Genomic DNA, 15,764 nt, shown 5'->3' on the forward strand with positions numbered 1-15,764 from the left:
CGTGGACGAGACCATCGCCGACCTCCGGGACGCACTGTCCCGACTGGACGGACCCGCGCGGGTGCCGGTGCTGGTGCGGCTCGGGCACGAGCTGACGAGGCGCTACTGGCGGGCGGGGCCAGGCCAGCCCGCCGCGCTCGCCGACCTCTCGGCCGCCGTCGAGGCGTGGGACGCCGCCTACCGCCTGCTCGATGCCGGGGACCCGGCCCGTGGTCAGGTCGCCGCCCAGCTCGGCTGGCTCCTGGCGGCCCGGCACGGCGCGCACGGCGGCGACCAGCAGGACCGGGACACCGGCCTGTTCGTCCTCGGCGAGGCCCTCACGTTCACCAACCTGCCACCGGCGCTGGCCGCGATGGCCCGGCTGTCGCGCGGTCAACTCTTCCTGGGGCGGGCGACCGAGGCGCTGAGCCCGGCCGGTGCCCGCGCCGGCTTCCGCACCGGGCTGCCGCCGAGCGCGCGCACGGACGCCGCGGAGGCGCGGCGCCTGTTCCAGGAGGTCCTCGACGGCCCACCCCTGAGCGCCGACGTGGTCGCGATGACCCGCACCATGCTCACGATCGCGGAGTCGATCCAGCCGCTGCTCGACGGCGACCTGGCCCGCTTCGACCTGAACCGGATCATGGAAGCGATGGCGGCGATGCAGCGCATGCGGCACGACGGCATGCCGCCGATGCCGTGGGTGCCCGGCGACCCGCTCGACTACCCGGTCACGGTCATGCACGGCGAGCCACCGGCCCCGCCACGACAGGCGACCCCAGCCCCGGCGTCGCCGGCCCGCGCGGCGTCGGCGCCCGGGGTCGGCTCCACCCAAGCACCCGCCACGCCGCCGCCGGTCGACGCGGAGTCGGCGCGTGGAGTCGCCCCCACCCAAACACCCGCCCCCGCGCCGCCGGGCGACCCGGTGTCGGCGCGCGGGGGCGCGCGCCGCCGGCTCGCGGCGCTTGCCGGTGGTCCCGATCAGCCCGTCTGGGAGCAGGCTCGCGCCCTGCTCCGCGCCGGGCACACCGCGGTGGCGCCCGCCGACCTGGACGGGTTCGTCGGCGCGGCGGTGCACGCGGTCGACGCCGACGCGGGCGGCGGGCCGGTCGAGCGCGGGCTCGACCGTCTGCTGTCGACGGTCGGGCTGTGCCTGCGGCAACGACGCGACGGCAGCGGGTGGGGCGACGGCGAGGACGACGCAGCCTTCCGCGCCCCGGCGGAGCACCTCGTGGCCGCCGCGGGACTCGTTCCGCCGGAGCATCCGGCGGCCGTGGCGGTCGTCGAGGCGGTCGGCGGCCTGCTCGACGACGCCCGGCCGCTGTCGGGGGTGATCGACGAGATCGCCGACACCGTCAGCGCGTACGCGGCGCGGATGCCGTCCCGCCCGCCGGTGGTGGCCGCGCTGGCCGACCTGTGTCACACGGTTGCCGCGCTGCGGGACGACGCGGCCCCGCCCCCGTTCGCGGTCGCCGTGCCGAGCGACCATCCCTGGCACCGCGTGCTGTCCACCGCGGTCGCGCACGCGCGGCTCGCCGCGGCGGTCCGCGCCGGGGAGCCGATCGACGTCGACCCGGCCCTCGGCCCGCTCGCCGGCGTCCTCGACGCCGTGCTGCGCGACGACGACGCCGCCCTGCGCGCCGCACTCGACGCCGTCCCCGGCCCGTACCCACCGCGGACCGCCGCCACGCTCGGTGCGGTCCGGCTGAAGCTGGGTGACCTCGACGCCGCGATCGCGGCGCTGTCCCCCGCCGTTCGGGACCTCGACGACGACGGCCTGCGCGGGCGTGGCTGGTGGCGGCTCGCCGAGGCGTACCGCCGGCGCGGTGCCGCGGGCGATGCCGACCGCAGCCGCGCGGCGGGGTCGACGGCCCTCCGGTGCCCGGGCGCGGACCGGCGCCGCGCGGCCCGGTTCGCGGGCTGGATGCTGGCGGAGGGCCGGGCCTCCGAGGCGTTCGCCGCGCTGGAACACGCCGCGGCCGCGCCCGACGAGCCGCCCGACCCCCTGGCGCGGGACCTGCTCTCCGTCCTCGTCGGAGTCGGAGTCGCGCCGCGCGCCGCCGCGGCCCCGGACGTGCCGAGCCCGGCGGCGGTCGCCGCCGCGGTCCGGGAGATCGGCGCCACCGCGCTGCTGTACCTGCATCCCACCGACGATGCCCGGCGGACGGCCGGTGTGCTCTGCCTCGACGCGGCGACCGACCGGCTCGACCTACTTGCCAACGTCCCGCTGACCGATCCCCTGGGCGCGGACGACCCGGCCCTGCCCGCCGTGCTCGGCCGGTGGACCAGCGGCAGCCTGCTGGTCGCCGCGTCGGGCGGCCTCGACCGGCTGGCGCTCGCCGCGGTGCGCGGCCGCGACGACCGCCGCCTGGTCCAGGACGTCGTGCTCGCGCACGTGTCCTCCGGCGCCGAGGTGATCGACCTGGCCGGCCGCTCCTTCGCGCCGGTGACGGCCGCGCCGGTGTTCGTGGTCAACCCGCGCGGAGACCGGGACCCGGCGATGGCCGAGGTCATGGCCGTGCGCCGGCTGTTCTACCCGCGCTCGGCGTGCCTCGGCCGCGCCCTGGAGCCGGTCGACGGCGCGGGGACCCCGGACGACGTGCGCGGCCGCCTGCCCGGCGCGTCCGTCGTACACCTGGCCTGCGGTCTGCGGGGGACGTCGCTGCAACTCGCCGGCGACGGGTCACTGGACGCGGCGGCCGTCCGCGGCGCCGGCGGTCTGGCGATCCTCACGGAGGGCTGGGCGCCGGCGCTGCTCGACGCCGGTTTCGCGGGCGTGGTGGGCTGGCAGTGGCAGGTGCCCCCGCAGGTCGCGGCGCTCGCCCTGTTCATGCTCCACCTGCACCTGGTCGACCGAGGTGAACCGCCGGCCGCGGCGGTCAACGCGGTGCAGCGGTGGATGCTCGACCCGGCCCGGGACCTGCCGCCGTTCCTCACCGCCGGGCACCTGCACACGATCGCGACGACCGACCTGACCAGCCCGACCCTGTGGGCGGCGCTGGCTTACCGCGGCCGCTGACGGGAGGCGACGACATGTCCGACGACGCCCTGCGCGCCCTGCTGGTCGAGGAGCTCCGCACCGCGGCCGACGGCGGCGCGACCGCCGCCGACCTGGCCTGGCGGCTGAGCCGCCTGCGGCGGCTGCGCGCCGCGACCGGCTCGCGCCCGTCCGTCAGGAACGGGTGTGTACCTGGTGGACGGCAACACAGCACCGGCGGGCGGCGCCGGCGATCGCAGGCCGCGGTGACAGCCGACTTCGCCGCCACCGAGCGGGCGCTGCGGGCCGCGCTCGCGGCGACCGACGATCCGGACGAGCGGGCGTCGCTCTGGCTCGAGCTCGGGGGTGTCCACGACGCCTGGTTCCGGCAGACCGGTGACCCGGCTCAGCAGGACCGGTCCGTCGAGGCCCTCGGCGCCGGGTGGCGCGAAGGGTCCGGCCGGCCCGCGCTCGGCATGGCCTACGTCGACGTGCTCATCGGGTGGAGCCGACGCTGCGCCGACGGCCTGGCGAAGGGCAGGGCGCTGAGCACCGCACTCGCGACGCTCGCGGAGGTCGACGTCGACGCGCTGCCGGAGGCCTGGCAGCCGATGCACCACTACTACGCGATGGAGGCGCACTTCCAGCGCCACGTCCCCGGCGAGGTGACCGACCTGCTGGCCGCGGGCGAGGCCGCGACCCGGTTCATCGCGCACCCGGCCGCCGACGACGACCTGCGGGCGCAGGCCCGGGCCATCCGCGGCACGGTGCGGATGGACCACCTCTCCATCACGCGGGACATGACCGGCGACGTCGACCAGGCGATCGAGGACTTCGAGGCGGCCGGCGACCGGGTCAACCCGGGGCTGCGGCACGGCGTCGACACCCAGTTGACCCGCGCTCTCGGAGCGGGCGCGCCGCACCTCCGCCGCGCGCGACGTCGACCGGGCGCTCGGGGCGGCGGAGTCGGCGTTGCGGCGGCTGCCGGCCGGCACGGGGATGCGCGTCGAGGTCTGCTACCACCTCGCTTTCCTGCTGATGCGGCGGGTGGAGGCGGGCCGGGCCGACGCGGCGACGCTGGACCGGGCCGTCGACCTGTTGCGCGGCGTGGTCGCGTCGGACGTCGCCCACCCGGGCGTGCGGCAGGCCGCCGCCGCGCAACTCGCCGCCGCCCTGATCGGGCGGTTGTACTACCTCGGCCGGGGCGAGATCGCGGACCTCGACGTCGCGATCGCCCACCTGGACACGGCGCTGCGCACGGGGGCCCTCGACGAGGTCAACCGGTTCGCCGTCGCGGTGGGTCTGGCGAACGCCGTGATGGTGCGGTTCGAGCTGCGCGGTGACGTGGCCGATCTCCGCTGGTGCGGCGACCTGTTGGCGGGTGTGCGCGACGAGGCGCCGAACGACCCGAACCGCCACGAGCTGGAGCTCGGCTTCGCCCAGGTGCGGATCGCCCACTCCTTCGCCACGGGCGAGCCTCCCGAGGCGGACGTGCTGCGGGCCCTCGCGGCGGCGCTGGCGACCGTCGCGCCGGGCAACGTGACGCGCGTGCAGGTCCTGCGTACCCTCGCGGGCGGTTTCGCGATGCGGGCCGAGTCGACCCGGGACCCCGAGGACTGGCGTACGGCCGTGCGGTACGCGGACGCGGTCCTGGCGGAGGTGCCCGCGGGCAGCCCGCTCGCCGCGCTGATGCGCGCCGGCGCCGGCGGCGTGCTGGTGCTGGCGGGCCGGATCCGCGACGACGCCGCGCTCGTGCGCCGCGGGGTCGACGTGCTCGCCACCGTCGTCTCCGACCCGGCGATCGGGCAACGCGAGCGGTATCTCGGCATGTACGGCATGGCGTTGACGGACCTCCACCGGCACACCCGGGACCCGGAGCTGCCGCGCCGGGCCCTGCCGGCGCTGGTGGAGGCACACCGCACAGCGGCCGCGCAGCCGGGCGTCCGCGGTGCCGCGGAACTGGCCGCGGCGCTCGCCACGACCGCCGCGGCGGCCGGTGACCTGGACCTCGCGGCCGAGGCCGGCCGGTCGGGCCTGCAGGCGCACGCCTGGCAGGTGCTGCTGCAGTCCGGCACCCACGAGGCGATGACCGTCGCCCGGCGCAGCGCGACCGACGCGCTGCGGGTGGCCCGTGTCCACCTCCGGCGGGGCGACCCGCGCGCCGCCTGCCTGGCGCTGGAGACCGGCCGCGGGCTCGTGCTGCACGCGGCGACCGTCGCGGCCACCGTCCCGGACCTGTTGCGGCGAGCCGACGAGCCGCTGCTGGCCGACGAGTGGGTCGCGGCGTCGGCGGGCGCCCGGGCGAGCAGCGACTGGCGGTCCGCGGCCCCGATCGTGCCGACCGACCTGCGGTACCGGGCGCTGCACGTGCTGCGGCGCGAGTCGACATTGTTCGACCCGCCGTCGATCGACACGCTGCGCGGCGCGCTGGCGGCTGTCGAGGCCGACGGCCTCGTCTACCTGTTCCCCGGCACCGACGAAGGCCCGGGCCTGGCGCTCGTCGTCGAGGCGGACGGGCACGTCGGCAGCCTTGACCTGCCGGACCTGACCGGCGACTGGTCCGGGCCGGCCGCGGTCCGGGCCGCCACCCGCGAGATCGGCCCGACAGCGCCGGCCGAGACGAGCAGGAGGCTCGCGGACGACTGCGCCGGGGCCTGGGACGTGGCGATCGGGCCGCTCCTCGACGACTGGCGACGCCGGCACGCGGGCGAGCCGCACCTGGTGCTGGTGCTCGACGGCTCCCTCGCGACGGTCCCCTGGCACGCCGCGCACAGCCGGGGCACGGCGCCGCGCTGGGCGATCGACGAGGCCGAGTTCTCCTACATCGCGTCCGGGCGGCTCCTGGTCGACGTCGCCCGCCGCGACGTCCCGACGCCGAGCGGCGCGGGTCTGGTGATCGGCAACCCCGGCACCGGCGACCCCCGGGACGACCTGCCCGGCGCGGGCGAGGAAGCCAGCACGATCTACCGGCGGCACTACGCCGCGGGTCGCTACTGCGGCCGACCGGCGGATCCCGCCGTGCGGGCCGACGGCACCGGCACGCCGCGGGACGTCCTCGGCTGGCTCACCGACGACGCGGCCGGGCCGGTGCTGCATCTCGCCTGCCACGGGGACGTCAGCGCGGACGGGCCCGCCTCCTCGTCGCTGCTGCTCGCCGACGGCGCCGTCCTGTCGGCCGAGGAGATCCTGCGCGGCCGGCCGGGCCGCGGCGCCGGAGGCCTCGTGACGCTCGCCGCGTGCACCACGCACCGGGCCGCCCGCGCCCACGACGAGGCGGTGACGCTCTCGACGGCCTTCCTGGTGGCCGGCGCCGCGACCACGATCGGTTCACTGTGGAGTGTGCCCGATCGGGGCACCGCGCGGCTCATGGTCGCGTTCCACGACAACCTCGCCGGTCGGGGCATGCCACCCCGCCGGGCGCTGCGCGAGGCACAGCGCGCCATGCGGGACGTCGGCGACGGGACGACGCTGGCGGACTGGGCCGGCTTCGTCCATCTCGGACGCTGACCCCCTACTGCTGGGAGATCTCGAACTCCGCGGGGCCTTCCGGCTGGTCCGGCGTGCGGGCGTTGTGGCGGAAGCGGGCCAGCAGCGGTGGGCTGTGCCAGGCGGTTCCACCGCCGAACCAGTCCGCCATCGACGGCGACGGCGGTTTCACCCGGGCCGCCCAGTAGAGGGCGATGCCGGTGAGCGCACCGGCCGCGGAGAGGCCGAGGCAGATCCACAAGGCCGTGCGTACGCCGTCGACCGTATTGCTCATGACCGTCGTGGCGATGTAGACGAGGATCGGCGCGATCATGAACGCGGCCACGGCACGCAGGAGCTCGACGATCGCGAAGACGCGTTGCAGTGCGGCGTTGCGTAACGAGAAACCGGCGATGAACAACGCCGGTGCGACCGACGCGCCCACGCCGACGCCGATCAGGCCCGTGCCGAGGAGCGCGAGGATCGTGCTCGGCGGGAGCACGCCGGCGATCAGCGCGATGCCGGCGCTCAGGCAGATCAGTCCTGTCAAGGCGAAGTAGTGCAGGCCCTTCGTCGTGAACAGGATGGCGAACAGGATCGTCGTGAGCACCGCTCCGCCGAACTCGGGCAGGAAGATCAGACCCAGCTTGAGCGGCGAGTAGCGCTCGGTCAGGATGAGGCCGGCCAGCGTGATCGCGGAGACCGACGCCGCCGCGGCCGACATGGCCGCCACGATGCCGGACACGGGCAGGGTGCTCGTCAGCGGCCGGACGATCAGCAATGGTCGTCGGGACACGTACTGGTTGACGAGGAGCACGACGATCACCAGTACGCCCGCGGTCAACGGCGCCAGTGTGGCGGCGTTGAGGTCCCGGTGCGTCAGCAGCTGAGACGCGCCGTAGAAGGCGGCGATGCAGCCCGTGGCCGCCAGCGCCACCGCGAGCGGCGAGCGCGTCGAGGTCGGGTCGGCCGCCGGGACGTCGCGGTAGGTCGCGAGAATCAGCACCAGCGCCAGCACGGAGATGCCGGCGATCACCCAGAACAGCGGCCGCCAGCCGTTGGCGTCGGCCTGGATACCGCCGATCAGCGGGCCCAGCGCGACCGCGCCGAAGATGCACAGGTTGAGGACGACGGCCGTGTAGCGCAGTTTGGACGGTGGGAAACCGGTGACCAGCGGTGGCACAGCGGCGATCAGCAGCAGGCTGGTGCACAGGCCCTGCAGCACGTGTCCGGCCATGAACGTGACGGCCCCGGTCGCCGACGCGGCGAGGACCGACCCGACCACCAGCAGGACGCCGTAGATGACCAGCAGCCGGCGTTGGGGTAGGTGCTGGGCGAGCTGCACCGACAGCACGGTGCCCAGCGCGTACCCCGCGTTCGCGAGGCCCTGCGCCAGGTTGATCTCTTCCGTGCTCATCTGGAGCTGGTCGCCGATGATCCCCAGGAGCGGCTGCAAGGCGGCCGACAACACGAGGTACGGGATCAGCGCGGCTACGACCATCGTCGCCACTGCGGGATAATGGCCTGCCAGCGGACCATGCCATTTCATGCCGCGAGCCTCCGGCGTGCAGGGAAGCCGGGTGGCGGAAAGACGTGCGGCCTGCCGACGACGGCGACCTGGGCCCTTGGACGATGGGCCGGCACCCGGCTTGGGCGTCACCATCAAGCTACCCCGCGTGGTGGCCGGTTCGGGGCGACATAGCCGGAGATCGGCGGTCACATCGGTCCCGCCGGCAACGGGCGTACAAACGCCGGGTGCCCGGGTCGTGAGGACCCGGGCACCCGATGTCGGAAGAGGTCAGAAGCCGAGAACGGCCCGTCCGCCGACGACCGGCAGGCGCAGCTCGCTGTCGTTCGGCGCCACCCGCAGCGCGGTGCCACCGAGCGGCAGGAGCGTGTAGTCCTGGTCGCTCGAGAAGACCACGACACCGATCCGGTGCCCCGCCTGGAAGATGTAGTCCTTCGGCTCCAGGGTCCACCGGAAGTCGTACATCTTGCCCTGCTCGAGCTTTTCGGTGCGCGACGCGCTCTTACGGTTCTGCGGGTCCATCCAGCCCCGGGTCACCACGACCGGGGCGGCGGTCGAGCCGGCCGGACCGTAGTCCACCAGGTAGGTGGTGAGGTTCGCGTCCGGCTTGTTGTCGATGGCCATCCGCAGCCGCATCTCCGGACGCCCGGAGATGCGGACGTTCTGGCCGAGCGCCGGGGAGAGGTAGGCGAGCCGGTTGGGGCTGGCCGTCTCGGGAACCGCCACGAGCGTGCTCGGGGCGATCGTGCGGCCCTCGTCGACGAAGCGCTGCTCCACCTTGGACTTCGGCGCCTTGCCGGTGGTCAGCGTGCCGGTCCCGGTCGCGCTGGTCGCCGCGAGCCGCACCGCGACCTCCTTGGCGGCCTTGTCGGGCCAGTTCGCGTACGTCGTGTAGTTGCGGTCCTCCCGCTGCACGACGGCCGTCGGCTCGTCCATGATGCCGTTGCGGACGTTCCACAGCCAGAAGTCGAACCAGCGGTTCTCGGTCTGCTTGTAGGTCCAGGTCTGGCCGCTCGGCAGGGTCACCGACGCGTTGCTGCCCGGACCGCCGTGGCCGCCCTGGTGCAGCCAGATCTTGCGGGGCACGTCGCGCTTGGCGAGCTCGTCCCACCAGCCGGCGAAGTTCTCGGTCTTCACGTTCCAGTCGTTCAGGCCGTGCACCACGAAGACGCTCGCCGTGACGTCGCGCGCGTCGCGGTAGTCGCGGTCCTCCCAGAACGTGGAGTAGTCACCGGTGACCCGGTCCTGCTTCTCGGTGATCCGCGCGAGCTCGTCGACGCAGTCGCCCTGTGCCCGGGCCTGGCCGGCCGTGTACTGGGCCAGGATGTCGAGGTCCTCGCCCTGGAACGTGCCGGGGGCGACGACGAGGCCGTTGGCCCGGTAGTAGTCGTACCAGCTGCTGATCGCGGAGACCGGGACGATCGTCTTGAGCCCCTTGACACCGGTCGTGGCGACCTGGTTGGGCAGCGTGCCGTTGTAGGAGACACCGGTCATGCCGACCGCGCCGGTGGTCCAGGTGGCCGCGACGGGCGCGCCCGCGGCGTCGAACGCCTTCGCGCGGCCGTTCAGCCAGTCGATGACGGCCTTGGTGCCGAGCGTCTCGGCCTGGTCGCCGCTGGTCGGGCAGCCGTCCGAGTCGCCGGTGCCGACGCTCTGGCCGAGCACGACGGCGTAGCCGCGGGGCACGTAGTAGTCGTCGAGCGAGCCGGGAAGGTTGGCCTTGGCGTCGGCGCCGGCGGTCGGGCCGGCGAGCGCGCGGGACCGGCTCGACAGGCCGTTCTGCGGCAGGTCGTCGACCAGGACGCTCGGGTACGGCACGTCGCCCCAGGTGCCCTTGCGGTACGGGCTGTGTTCGAAGATCACCGGGACCTTGAAGCCCTGGGTGGCGGTCTCGGCCGGGCGGGAGATGTCGATCGCGACCCGGTCGAGCCGGCCGTCGTGATCGGTGTCCACAGGGGTCTGGACGTAGACCCGCTCCTCGATCGCGTCGGCGAGCGAGAAGACCGGCTGGGTCATCCCGTCGGCGACCACGATGTGCGGAACCGGCGTCGCGTTCGGATGGGCTGCGGCCGGGGTGGCGACGGCGGCCGCGATCAGCGTGCCGGACATCGCGACGCCGAGCAGTGCCAGACTGTGAGGTCTGCGCATGAACGTCTCCGTTCGAAAGGGACGCACCGAGGGGTATCGGTGGGGGTGGATCATGATGATCCACAGCTCATGCTATGCCCGACGCGCGTTCCGTCCCGTCCTGCGCCCCGTGAAGATGATCACGGCCCGAGCGATGTCGTGAAACGTTCCAGTTGACCCCGTCGAAACGGTTGACCAACGACGGCCGTCGATGCAGACTGCAGGAAAGCGCTTACCTCAACCTTCGTCAGCGGCGACACGCCGGTGCGACGGTGCGACACGCCCTCGACCCCACACCTGAAGGGAAGGTCGTGTGAATGCTCCCGCTCAGCTCCGCCGGAAGCGGGACAACAAGGCCGCGTTCCTGTTCCTGCTGCCCTGGTTCGCCGGCCTGACGCTGGTCACCGCCGGCCCGGTCGTGGCCTCCTTGGTGCTCGGCTTCACCGACTACAACCTCATCCAGGCGCCCGAGTTCAACGGCCTGGAGAACGTCCGCCGGATGCTCTCCGACGAGCGCCTCCACCAGGCGCTGCGCGTCACCTTCAGCTACGTCTGCGTGTCCGTGCCGCTGCAACTGGCCGCGGCGCTGGGGCTCGCCATGCTGCTGGACCGCGGACTGCGCGGCCTGGCGTTCTACCGCTCCGCGTTCTACCTGCCCTCGCTGCTCGGCTCCAGCGTCGCCATCGCCGTGCTGTGGCGACAGGTCTTCGGCGCCGAAGGGTTGCTCAACCAGGTGCTCGGCCTGTTCGGCGTCGAGGGCCGTGGCTGGATATCGGACCCGCGCACCGCGCTGTCCACGCTGATCGTGCTGAACGTGTGGACCTTCGGCGCGCCGATGGTCATCTTCCTGGCCGGCCTGCGGCAGATCCCGGTCATGTACTACGAAGCGGCCGCCGTCGACGGGGCGAGCCGGTGGACGCAGTTCCGCCGGATCACCGTGCCGCTGCTCTCGCCGATCATCTTCTTCAACCTCGTGCTGCAGATCATCCACGCCTTCCAGGCGTTCACCCAGGCCTTCGTGGTCTCGGGCGGCACCGGCGGGCCGTCGGACTCCACGTTGTTCTACACGCTCTACCTCTACCAGCGCGGATTCAACAACTTCGACATGGGGTACGCGTCGGCGCTGGCCTGGCTGCTCCTGCTGATCATCGCCGCCTTCACCGCGCTCAACTTCTGGGTGGCCAAGCGTTGGGTCTTCTACGATGACTGACCTTCCCCGGGCGTCCCGCTCGGCCGCCAAGCACACCGGCCTGATCCTGCTGGGGCTGGTCATGCTCTACCCGGTGATCTGGATGGTGGTCAGCTCACTGCGGCCGAACAACGAGATCTTCCGGTCACCGGGGCTCGTCCCGGACAGCGTCCAATTGAGCAACTACGGCGACGGGTGGACCGCGCTCGCCTCGCCGTTCGGCCACTACCTCGTCAACTCGGCGATCGTCGTGCTGGGCTGCGTCATCGGCAACCTGGTCTCCTGCTCGATGGCGGCGTACGCGTTCGCGAGGCTGGACTTCACGGGCCGGAAGCTGTTCTTCGCCACCATGCTCGGCACCATCATGCTGCCGATCCACGTGATCATCGTGCCGCAGTACATCCTGTTCTCCGAGCTCGACTGGATCAACACGTTCCTGCCGCTGATCGTGCCGAAGCTGCTCGCCACCGACGCGTTCTTCGTGTTCCTCATGGTCCAGTTCATCCGCGGGCTGCCCCGGGAGCTCGACGAGGCCGCCCGCATCGACGGCGCGGGCCACCCCCGCATCTTCCTGCGGGTGATCCTGCCGCTGATGGTCCCGGCGCTCGCGACCACGACGATCTTCACGTTCATCTGGACCTGGAACGACTTCTTCAGCCAGCTCATCTACCTGACCGACCCCGAGATGTACACGGTCCCGGTCGCGCTGCGCTCCTTCGTGGACTCCACGGTCGCCACCTCGTGGGGCGCCATGTTCGCCATGAGCGTGGTCTCGCTGCTGCCGATCTTCCTCGCGTTCCTCGTCGGCCAGCGGTACCTGGTCAAGGGCATCGCCACCACCGGCATCAAGTAGGACCCACCCCCGCACCCCACACGGAAGGACATTCTCATGAACGACGGCATGAGCAGGCGCTCCGTGCTCACCCTGGCCCTCGGCGTCGGCGCCGGAGCGGCCCTGGCCGCCTGCGGAAGCGGTGGCGGCGACGCCGGCGGCGAGATCTCCGCCGAGCCGGTCACCCTGCGCTTCACCTGGTGGGGCTCGGACGCCCGGCACAAGCGCACGCAGCAGGTGATCGACCTGTTCACCAAGGCGAACCCGACCATCACCGTCAAGGGCGAGTTCAAGGAGTGGAACGGCTACTGGGACAGCCTCGCCACCACGGTCGCCGCCAACGACGCGCCCGACATCATCCAGATGGACGAGCTCTACCTCTCCTCGTACGCCGAACGTGGGGCCCTGCTCGACCTCGGCACGGCCGCCAAGCACCTGAGCACGGCGGACTTCGAGCCCAGCGCGCTGGACACCGGCAAGGTCGGTGGCAAGCAGTACGCGGTGCCGACCGGCCTGGCCGCGTACGCCATCGTGGTCAACACCGACCTGCTCGCGCAGTACAAGGTCGCCCTGCCCGACGACGCCACCTGGACCTGGGACGACCTGAAGACGATCGGCGCCCAGATCTCCAAGGCCAGCGGCGGCAAGGTCACCGGCGTGCAGTCCTGGGGCTTCGACACGGGTGGCGTCAACATCTGGGCGCGGCAGGCGGGCGCGTCCCTCTACGACGACAAGGGCGACGTCGCGATCCCGCCAGAGGTGCTGGCCAGCTTCTGGCAGTACCTGCTCGACCTGACCAGGCAGGGCATCACGCCGCCGCCGTCGGTCACGATCGAGCGGGCCGGTGCGGCCCTCGACCAGTCCGGCACGGCCACCAACACCTCGGTCTTCGGCACCTGGTGGAACACCCAGCTCACCTCGTTGACGGCGGCCAGCGGGCAGAGCCTCAAGCTGCTGCGGCAGCCGAGCGAGGCGCGGGCCGGCTCCCCCGGCGCCTACTACAAGCCCTCCATGTTCTGGTCGATCTCGGCGCGGTCGCAGCACCCGGCCGAGGCGGCGCTCTTCGTCAACTTCCTCGCCAACACCACGGAGGCGGGCGACATCCTCCTCACCGACCGTGGCGTGCCGGCGAACACCAAGGTCCGGTCGGCGATCACACCGAAGCTCACCGACGCCGACAAGGCGGCGGCGGAGTACCTGGGTGCGATCAAGGTCGGCCCGGCGCCGCGGGTCACGCCGAACGGCGCCAGCGGCATCGAGGCCATCCTCAAGCGCAACACCGAAGGGGTGCTCTTCGAACGACAGACCCCGCAGCAGGCCGCCGCCGCCTTCATCAAGGAGTTGCAGGCCGAGATCGACGCCGCCTGAGCCGAGAGGAGACCGTGCGATGAGTACCCGTCCCACCCTGCTGCGCGCCGGCGCGGCCGCGGCCTGCGCCGTGACGCTGGTCCTCGGCGGACCGGCGCCGGCCGGTGCTTCCGGCGATCGGGCCGGCATCCGGCTGGAGCGCCTCGACCGCGGCCTCGTCGCCGTGCCCACCGCCGAGGGAGTCTTCCTGAGCTGGCGGCTGCTGCGGCACGAGGCGTCCGGGTCGTCGGCCACCGGGCTGACCGGAGCCGACTTCCACGTGTACCGCGACGGCCGGCGGGTCGCGACCGTCACCGACAGCACCAACTACCTCGACCGCGATGCGACCGCGTCCGCGTCGTACCGGGTCGCGGCCGTCGTCCGCGGCAGGGAGATCGACCGCGGCGCGGCCGTCTCGCCCTAGTCGGCCGGGCACGACGACCTGCCCTTGCGCAAGCCGGCCGACGGCGTCACCCCGGCCGGCGAGACCTACACCTACGCGGCGAACGACATGAGCGTGGGCGACGTGGACGGTGACGGCCAGTACGAGTACGTCGTCAAGTGGGACCCGTCGAACTCCAAGGACGTCTCCCAGGTCGGCTGGACCGGACCGGTCTACATCGACACCTACGAACTCGACGGCACGCTGCGACACCGCATCGACCTGGGCGTCAACATCCGCGCGGGCGCGCACTACACGCAGTTCCTGGTCTACGACTTCGACGGTGACGGCCGCGCGGAGATCATGCTCAAGACCGCGCCCGGCACGAAGACCATCCGGTACGGCCGCGACGGCGCGGTCGCCTCGCAGCGCTTCATCACGATGCCACGCGCCGACGTGCGGGCCGGCTTCGCCCACACCGACGACTACCGGCTCAGCGCCGCGGGCTACTACGACCACCTCGTCGAGATGTTCCAGGGTTGGCACCGGCACCCCGAGGTCGTGGCCGGGAACTGGCCGGCCACATTGGAGGAAGCGTTCGGCATCGCGCCCGCCTACACCTATCCGCTCAGCCGGGCGGACGCATCGGCGCTGGTGGACCATTTCATGGACGTCTACGCGCCGTCCCGCAGCGCCCGCAACGTCCTGCGGGCCTTCGAGGGCTTCATCCTCGACGGCCCGGAGTACCTCACCGTCTTCGAGGGCGCGACCGGCCGGGAACTCGAGACGATCCGCTACAAGCCGGGGCGCCACGACGACGGGCTGATGTGGGGCGACTACGCGATGGCGCGGATCGAGCCGGGCAACCGGGTCGACCGGTTCCTGGCGGGCGTGGCCTATCTCGACGGTCGCCGGCCGTCCGCGGTCCTCGCCCGCGGCTACTACACCCGCTCCACCATGGTCGCGTACCGGTGGGACGGCCGCCGGCTCGTCGAGGACTGGTACGTGGACAGCGGCTGGACGCCGATGACCAACCCGTTCAACGACGCGCCGCACGGGCGCGACGGCACCGACCCGGAGTTCGGCTCGCTGACCACGCAGGGGTTCCACTCGCTCAGTGCGGCGGACGTGGACGGCGACGGGCGCCAGGAGATCGTGTACGGCGCGGCCACCGTCGACGACGACGGCAGCCTGCTGTACTCGTCGTTCGGTGTGCTGCCCGAGGGCAGCGCCGCGCCGGGGCAGCGCGTCCGGCTCGGGCACGGCGACGCCATGCACGTCACCGACATCGACCCGGACCGCCCGGGCCTGGAGGTCTTCACCGTGCACGAGGGCGCCACCTCCGCGCCGTACGGCATGGCGATGCGGGACGCGCGCACCGGCGAGGTGCTGTTCGGCGCGTACTCGGGCCGCGACACCGGGCGCGGGATGATCGGGGACGTGCTGCCGGACGTGCGCGGCATCGAGTCGTGGGCGAGCATGCCCGGCGGGTCCGCGGCCCTCGGCGTGCACACCGCGACCGGTCAGGTGTGCCCCTCCCCATCCCGGGCACCAACCAGAGCATCCGGTGGGCCGCCGACCTGACCACGCAGATCGTCGACGGGGCCGGCGACGCGACCCCGACGATCGACGACCGGCGGCGCGGCGTGCTGTTGACCGCCGAGGGCACGCGCACCAACAACGGCACGAAGGGCAACCCGAGCCTGGTGGCCGACGTCCTGGGCGACTGGCGCGAGGAGCTGCTGGTGCGCACTGTGGACAGTTCGGCGATCCGGATCCACCTGAGCACCGAGGTGACCGGCCACAAGCTCTACACGCTGATGCACGACCCCCAGTACCGGGTCGAGGTGGCGCGGCAGCAGACGACGTACAACCAGCCGTCGTACCCGGGCTTCTACCTCGCCTCGGACACCGACTGGGCGCGCGTCCCGCGCGGTTGAC

At 73.1% G+C, this 15,764-nt stretch carries 11 protein-coding genes; 8 read left to right on the forward strand and 3 right to left on the reverse strand.

Annotated elements, in window-relative coordinates:
* The first annotated feature begins 1 nt into the window (after position 1).
* Positions 2 to 2,995: a CHAT domain-containing protein gene (locus Asi02nite_RS12655; RefSeq protein WP_203712743.1), complete on the forward strand. Its 2,994-nt coding sequence runs from the start codon at positions 2 to 4 to the stop codon at positions 2,993 to 2,995.
* Here the strand turns inward: Asi02nite_RS12655 and Asi02nite_RS12660 are convergent.
* Positions 2,980 to 3,876, reverse strand: coding sequence for a hypothetical protein (locus Asi02nite_RS12660; RefSeq protein WP_203712744.1), 897 nt, complete (start codon positions 3,874 to 3,876; stop codon positions 2,980 to 2,982). The two genes, Asi02nite_RS12655 and Asi02nite_RS12660, sit on opposite strands and share 16 nt — an antisense overlap.
* Before the next feature lie 49 nt (positions 3,877 to 3,925).
* On the opposite strand from Asi02nite_RS12660, the gene Asi02nite_RS12665 reads away from it, so the two are divergent.
* On the forward strand, positions 3,926 to 6,460 hold the full coding sequence (locus Asi02nite_RS12665) for a CHAT domain-containing protein (protein ID WP_203712745.1): 2,535 nt from the start codon (positions 3,926 to 3,928) through the stop codon (positions 6,458 to 6,460).
* A 4-nt stretch (positions 6,461 to 6,464) separates the two neighbouring features.
* Here Asi02nite_RS12665 and Asi02nite_RS12670 read toward each other — a convergent pair whose 3' ends face one another.
* Entirely contained in the window at positions 6,465 to 7,919 is a 1,455-nt protein-coding gene (locus Asi02nite_RS12670; protein WP_239126680.1) for an MFS transporter, read from the reverse strand.
* Positions 7,920 to 8,216: 297 nt separating this feature from the next.
* Positions 8,217 to 10,094 (reverse strand): Xaa-Pro dipeptidyl-peptidase, encoded by a 1,878-nt coding sequence (locus Asi02nite_RS12675; protein ID WP_203712747.1) that lies wholly within the window; start codon positions 10,092 to 10,094, stop codon positions 8,217 to 8,219.
* Between the two features lie 292 nt (positions 10,095 to 10,386).
* Here Asi02nite_RS12675 and Asi02nite_RS12680 point away from each other — a divergent pair, with 292 nt between their 5' ends.
* The 6 genes from Asi02nite_RS12680 to Asi02nite_RS12705 are packed head-to-tail and all read left to right on the forward strand — an operon-like array spanning position 10,387 to position 15,763.
* Entirely contained in the window at positions 10,387 to 11,283 is an 897-nt protein-coding gene (locus Asi02nite_RS12680; protein WP_203712748.1) for a carbohydrate ABC transporter permease, read from the forward strand.
* Positions 11,276 to 12,115: a carbohydrate ABC transporter permease gene (locus tag Asi02nite_RS12685; RefSeq protein ID WP_203712749.1), complete on the forward strand. Its 840-nt coding sequence runs from the start codon at positions 11,276 to 11,278 to the stop codon at positions 12,113 to 12,115. Before Asi02nite_RS12680 ends, Asi02nite_RS12685 begins: the two co-directional genes overlap by 8 nt.
* Before the next feature lie 36 nt (positions 12,116 to 12,151).
* Entirely contained in the window at positions 12,152 to 13,462 is a 1,311-nt protein-coding gene (locus tag Asi02nite_RS12690; RefSeq protein WP_203712750.1) for an ABC transporter substrate-binding protein, read from the forward strand.
* A gap of 19 nt (positions 13,463 to 13,481) precedes the next feature.
* Entirely contained in the window at positions 13,482 to 13,865 is a 384-nt protein-coding gene (locus tag Asi02nite_RS12695) for a rhamnogalacturonan endolyase family protein (protein ID WP_203712751.1), read from the forward strand.
* A gap of 24 nt (positions 13,866 to 13,889) precedes the next feature.
* Entirely contained in the window at positions 13,890 to 15,407 is a 1,518-nt protein-coding gene (locus Asi02nite_RS12700) for a rhamnogalacturonan lyase family protein (protein WP_203712753.1), read from the forward strand.
* The gene (locus Asi02nite_RS12705; protein ID WP_203712755.1) at positions 15,353 to 15,763 is read left to right on the forward strand and encodes a rhamnogalacturonan lyase family protein; all 411 of its coding nucleotides are present in this window, start codon (positions 15,353 to 15,355) and stop codon (positions 15,761 to 15,763) included. The genes Asi02nite_RS12700 and Asi02nite_RS12705 overlap by 55 nt, the downstream gene beginning before the upstream one ends.
* Position 15,764 lies beyond the last annotated feature (1 nt).

It is taken from the genome of Asanoa siamensis (assembly GCF_016862555.1).
In the GTDB taxonomy this organism is placed as follows: Bacteria; Actinomycetota; Actinomycetes; order Mycobacteriales; family Micromonosporaceae; genus Asanoa; species Asanoa siamensis.

Excerpts from the sequence above, each read along its gene's own strand:
- Asi02nite_RS12670 (WP_239126680.1), bottom strand. The coding sequence starts at position 7,919 with ATGGTCGTAGCCGCGCTGATCCCGTACCTCGTGTTGTCGGCCGCCTTG.
- Asi02nite_RS12690 (WP_203712750.1), top strand. The coding sequence starts at position 12,152 with ATGAACGACGGCATGAGCAGGCGCTCCGTGCTCACCCTGGCCCTCGGC.
- Asi02nite_RS12685 (WP_203712749.1), top strand. The coding sequence starts at position 11,276 with ATGACTGACCTTCCCCGGGCGTCCCGCTCGGCCGCCAAGCACACCGGC.
- Asi02nite_RS12695 (WP_203712751.1), top strand. The coding sequence starts at position 13,482 with ATGAGTACCCGTCCCACCCTGCTGCGCGCCGGCGCGGCCGCGGCCTGC.
- Asi02nite_RS12675 (WP_203712747.1), bottom strand. The coding sequence starts at position 10,094 with ATGCGCAGACCTCACAGTCTGGCACTGCTCGGCGTCGCGATGTCCGGC.